Genomic DNA, 5,413 nt, shown 5'->3' with positions numbered 1-5,413 from the left:
ATCGGCACGGACGGCGCGACCGCGATTCCGGGCGTGCGCATCGCCGGCGACCTGACCGGCGTCCCGCTGCTCAAGCTCTCGGCCGACGGCGGAGCGAAGGCGGCCCGGGCCATCGCGACCGAGCTCGCGGGGATGCCGCCGGCGGGCCCGGACGTCCTCGACCTCGCGATCGTCGGCGGCGGGGTGGCCGGAATCGCGGCGGCCCTCGAGGCCAAGACGCTCGGGCTCCGGTTCGCCGTGTTCGAGGCCTCGGAGCCGTTCTCCACCGTCGCGAATTTTCCGAAGGCCAAGCCGATCTACACGTACCCGGTCGGCATGACGCCGGCGGGCCGGCTGCGCTTCCGGAACGAGGTCCATCCGAAGGAGGCGCTGCTCGAGAGCCTCGAGCATCAGCGCCGCGGCGCGGGAATCGAACCGGTGATCTCGCGGATCGAGCGGATCGAGCGCGCGGGCGGGCTCCTCCGGCTGCGTCACGCGGACGGAAGGGCGCCGACCGCCGCGCGCCGCGTGATCGTCGCGATCGGACGCAGCGGCAGCCACCGGCGGCTCGGCGTCTCCGGCGAGGACTCGGGAAAGGTCTTCAACCGGCTGTACGACCCGAAGGAGTTCGCGGGAGCGCGCGCGCTCGTCGTCGGCGGGGGAGATTCGGCACTCGAAACGGCGATCGCGCTGGCCTCCTGCGGCGCGCGCGTGACCCTGTCGTATCGACGGATGGAATTCTCCCGGCCGAAGGCGGAGAACGTGGCGAAGGTCGAGGGCCTGGCGCGCGACCCCGCCGCACCGGTCGGAATCGAGCACCCGAGCTCGGAGCGGGTGACGTCGGCGACGGGGCCGTTCCTGGATTTCCCGCATCACGCCGGCCGGCTGGATGTCGCGCTCGGGACGGAGGTCGTCCGGATCGAGCCCGAACGCGTCGCCCTGCGCGACCCATCGGGCCGGGAGACGACGATCGACAACGACGTCGTGTTCACGATGATCGGAAGGGAAGCGCCGCTCGACTTTTTCCGAGCGTCGGGAATCCCGATCCTGGGCGAGTGGACGGTCCGCCGCGCCGCCGCGTTCGCCGCGTTTCTCGCATTCTGCGCGTTTCTCTACAACTGGAAAGCGGGGGGAGCGCTCACCCGCTGGTTCGAGTCGCGAAAGCTCTTTCCCTTCGACGTCTCCTCCGGGATCGCGCGCCTCGGCGGCGCGGTGGCAACCGCCGCCGCGGACCCGGCCACGCTTCTCGGCACGCTCGCGATCTCGCTCCGCGAGCCCGGCTTCTACTACTCGACGGCCTACTGCCTCGCCGTGGTGCTCTTCGGGATCGCACGGGTCCGCCGTCGCCGGACTCCCTACGTCACGCGCCAGACCGTCGCGCTCGCCGCGATCCAGCTCGTACCGCTCTTCCTGCTCCCGTACGTGCTGCTCCCCTGGGCGGGGCACGGGGGCGCGTTCGATGCGGGCCTCGGCAAGACGGTCGCCGATCACCTCTTCCCCGCGGTTTCGTACGGTCAGGGTCGCGAGTACTGGCGGGCGTTCGGGTTGATCCTCGCCTGGCCGCTCTTCATCTGGAACGTTTTCTCGCCGCGTCCGATGAGCTGGTGGCTCGCGATCGCCTTCCTGCAGACGTTCGTCGCGATCCCGCTGATCGTCCGCCGCTGGGGAAAAGGCGCGTACTGCGGCTGGATCTGCTCGTGCGGCGCGCTCGCCGAGACGATGGGGGACGCGCACCGGCAGAAGATGCCGCACGGGCCGCTCTGGAACCGGCTGAACATGACCGGGCAGGCGATCCTCGCGGCGGCCTTCCTGCTGTTCGCGGGGCGCGCGATCTCGTGGTCGGCGCCGGGATCGCGGATCGGAGCGGCTGCCGCCCGTTTCTACGACGGGTTGCTCTCCGGATGGGCTCCGTTCGGGATCCCGCTCAACTATTCACGCGTCGTCGATCTCTTCCTGGCCGGGATCGTCGGCGTCGGCTTTTATTTCTGGTTCTCCGGGCGCATCTGGTGCCGGTTCGCGTGTCCGCTCGCGGCGCTCATGCACATTTACGCGCGCTTCTCCCGCTTCCGGATCTTCCCGGAGAAGGAGAAATGCATCTCCTGCAACGTGTGCACGGCGGTGTGCCATCAGGGGATCGACGTGATGAGCTTCGCCAACAAGGGGGTCCCGATGGAGGACCCCCAGTGCGTCCGCTGCTCGGCGTGCGTGCAGATGTGCCCGACCGGCGTCCTCTCGTTCGGGCGGATCGGCCCGGGGGGTCTTCCGGTGCTCGACCGTCTGCCCGCGTCTCCCGTGCGCATGTCCGGAGGCGAGAGCCTTCCTTTCCGGTGAGGAGACGAAGCCGGTCGATCGGGCGCGGGTCATGCGTTTTTCGCCCTCGAACCCGTCGATTCGACATTCAACCTGCGGGATGCATCCCCCAAGCCGCCTCGGGATCCGGGCGCCGCCGCCTCGGAGCTGCGCTCTCATCGGAATCGAGAACGGGAGATCGGCATCCCAGCCCTCCTTGCGGTTTCGGTGGCGGAACCTCCGGCGGGGCGCACGCGTCTAAGCAGCATGGGGAGGACTGCATGAATTCGATTTTTCGGATCGGGATGGGCGCCATCCTGCTCGGATCACTGATCTTCGCGGTTGCCGGCGCGTCTTCGGCACCCGCGATCACCGGCACCTGGTCGGTCGAACCGGGCCGGAGCGCGAACGACGGTATGGTCGATCTCGAGATGCGCCGGCGCTCCGGTCACTCGAGCTGGAGCTCGGGCGAGACGGTTCCCGTTTCCGCGCTCGTCGGCCTCGATCCGGGCGTCCTGCGCGGGGGAAACGCGCCGGTCCACTTCGAGGTGCGCCGCGACGCCGGAATTTTCCGATTCGAGGGCTCGGTCCGGAACGGCGAGGGCGCCGGCCACTTTTCGTTCGAGCCGGACGCCGGTTACGTCGCCGAATTGGAGAAAATGGGGTACGGCTCCCTCGACGGCGACCGCCTCTTCTCCCTGGCGGTGCACGACGTCAACCGCACGTTCCTGCGGGATCTCTCCTCGCTCGGCTTCGCGCGCATCGCGCTCGACGACGCGATTGCGTTCCGGATCCACGGCGCCACGGTCGAATACGTCCGCGCCCTTCAGGGGCTCGGGTACCGTTCCGCCACGCCGAACCAGATCGTGGCGTTCCGGATCCACGGCGCGACTCCCGAGTACGTGAAAGCGCTGTCGGACATGGGGATGGCGGGGATCGCGCCGGACGATCTCGTCGCCATGCGCATCCACGGCGTACGGCCGGAGTTCGTGAAGGTCTTCCGCGACCTCGGCTACCCGGCGCTCGCGCCGTCGGACCTCGTCGCGCTGCGGATCCACGGTGCGACGGAGGACTTCGTCCGCCATCTCGCCGATCTCGGGTACGGACGCATTCCCGCCGACGATCTGGTCGCAATGCGGATCCACGGCGTTTCTCCCGATTTCATTCGCGAGCTGCGGTCGCTGGGCTATCCGCACGTCCCGGTGGACGATCTCGTGGCGATGCGCATTCATCACGTCACGGCGGATTTCATCCGGCGCGTCGAGGCTCGCCGGTCCACCAAACCGACGCCGGACGAGCTGGTGGAAATGCGGATTCACGGGGAGGTCGACTAGGTCGGAACTGGCGGAACTGCCTCAGACCGGGAGCGGCGCCGAGCTCCGCAACCCGTCGAGCGCTTCCTGCATGCGCCGCCGTGTCCCGGCGGCCGCCTCCGCGACGCCGGCGGGGGAGGTATCGTCGACGCGGGCAGGTTCGAGCACCCGGATCCGGAGCGTGCCGGGCCGCGTCCGGTGTCGCCGCGTGTCGGCGACGGCGGTGAGCGGCTCGGCCACGAGGGGCACGACGGGAACCTCCGCCGCCGCCGCGAGGCGGAACGCGCCGGTCTTGAACGGCAGGAGCTCGCGTGCCGCGTTTCGGTGCCCTTCGGGCATCATCCACACGGAAATGCGCTCTCGCTGGATGATCGTCGCGGCCTCGGCGAGCGCGATCGTCGTCTGCTCGGGGCGCCCGCGGTCGACCGTGAGGTTCCCCGCGGCGCGAAAATACCAGCCGAACAGCGGGATGCGGCCGAGCTCCTTCTTGCCGATCGCCACCGTGCGGGAGGGGACGATCGCGCCGAAGACGATCACGTCGAGGATCGACTGATGGTTCGCGACGAAGACGCAGGGGCGGGAGTCGCGCAGGATCTCCGGACGGTCGACCTCGATCTTCCAGCCGAGCGCGCGCGCGAGACCGCCGCAGAAGAGCCGGGCGTAGAACGTCGTCGCCGACCGGTCGCGGGGGCCGACGGCGAGCCGGAGGAAGCCGATGACCGAGCACAGGAGCAGCCACGCCACCCCCGCCGCGAACCCGAGGAAAAAGCGGATCTTCTCGCGCATCGGCCGCCGCCGATCATATGCGCGGGCGGCCCGTCAGATAGTTCTTCCAGAAGTTGCCGAGGACGGACGGGTGCAGGTCGAAGATCGCCCGGTTCTCGTTCAACCACGTGTTGTAGCAGGAGAAGCACGAGTGCTCACCGGCGTGGCGCCAGGCGGCCTCGACGCCGTCCCGGACCGCGTTCTTCGGCGCGAACGTCCCGACGTGCAGCACGCACGGATAGACGTCGCCGTTGGGCTCCATCTGGAGGAAATACCGGCCCGCGCTGCACGGCGAGGGCTCTCCCGGGCGCTCGACGCGTTCGAGCGAAAAATCGGGCCAGGCGAGCGTCGTCCGATACGATCGCGCCGAGAAGAGCACGGGGGCGCCGCGTTCCTTCGCCGCGACGATCTCCGCGACGATCCGGCGGATCTCTTCGGGATCCGGCATCCAGGAGCGCGCGGCGGCTCCGTACATCTCGGGGTTGAACTGCGGGATCTGGAAGTTGACCATCACGCCGAGCCGGGACGCGGTCTCGAGGAGCCAGGGGACCTGCCCGGCGCTCCGGCGCGTCACGACCGCGCTCAGGAAGAAATCGAGCCGCTCGCGGGCGCACAGCTCGACCGCGTCCATCACCTTCTTCCAGGAGCCCGCTCCGCGCTGGCGGTCGTGAGCATCCTCGTCTCCGTCGATCGAGATCACGACCTCCGAGAGGCGGCGCACGAGATCGAGCCGCGCGCGGACGAGGAAGCCGTTCGTGACGATCGCGGCGCGCATTCCGAGCCGAAGGACCTCGTCGGCGAGGCGGTCGAGGTCGGGGACGAGGAGCGGCTCCCCGCCGAGGAACTTGATGCGGGCGGCGCCGAGCCGGGCGAACTCGCCGAGGATCGAGAGGTGGTCGTCGAGCGCCAGCGGGCGGTCCTCCCGGTTCGGGGAATTGCAATACGCGCACCGGGCGTTGCAGCCGTTCAAGAGCGAATACTGCACGAAAAAAGGCCGAGGCCGGCCGGACAGCCGTGACGCGAGGATCCGGGCGCCGATCGCGACCTTCTCACGCGCCTTCACGAGG

4 protein-coding genes are annotated in these 5,413 nt (G+C 69.5%); 2 read left to right on the top strand and 2 right to left on the bottom strand.

Annotated features, from left to right (window positions below; all coding sequences use genetic code 11):
* Nucleotides 1–2,310 (top strand): NAD(P)-binding domain-containing protein (locus tag VKH46_11540; protein HKB71469.1); only part of this gene is annotated, 2,310 nt, incomplete at its 5' end.
* A 239-nt stretch (nt 2,311–2,549) separates the two neighbouring features.
* The gene (locus VKH46_11535; protein ID HKB71468.1) at nt 2,550–3,602 is read left to right on the top strand and encodes a hypothetical protein; all 1,053 of its coding nucleotides are present in this window, start codon (nt 2,550–2,552) and stop codon (nt 3,600–3,602) included.
* Nucleotides 3,603–3,623: 21 nt separating this feature from the next.
* Here the strand turns inward: VKH46_11535 and VKH46_11530 are convergent, their stop codons facing one another.
* Both VKH46_11530 and VKH46_11525 read right to left on the bottom strand, forming a co-directional pair.
* Nucleotides 3,624–4,367, bottom strand: a complete 744-nt coding sequence (locus VKH46_11530; GenBank protein ID HKB71467.1) for a lysophospholipid acyltransferase family protein — start codon at nt 4,365–4,367, stop codon at nt 3,624–3,626.
* Nucleotides 4,368–4,380: 13 nt separating this feature from the next.
* On the bottom strand, nt 4,381–5,413 hold a 1,033-nt coding region (locus VKH46_11525), incomplete at its 5' end, for a radical SAM protein (protein ID HKB71466.1).

It is taken from the genome of Thermoanaerobaculia bacterium, assembly GCA_035260525.1.
In the GTDB taxonomy this organism is placed as follows: Bacteria; Acidobacteriota; Thermoanaerobaculia; order UBA5066; family DATFVB01; genus DATFVB01.
Note: the sequence above shows the minus strand (reverse complement) of the source record. Positions and strands in the feature narration are given on the sequence as shown.

Excerpts from the sequence above, each read along its gene's own strand:
- VKH46_11535 (HKB71468.1), top strand. The coding sequence starts at position 2,550 with ATGAATTCGATTTTTCGGATCGGGATGGGCGCCATCCTGCTCGGATCA.
- VKH46_11530 (HKB71467.1), bottom strand. The coding sequence starts at position 4,367 with ATGCGCGAGAAGATCCGCTTTTTCCTCGGGTTCGCGGCGGGGGTGGCG.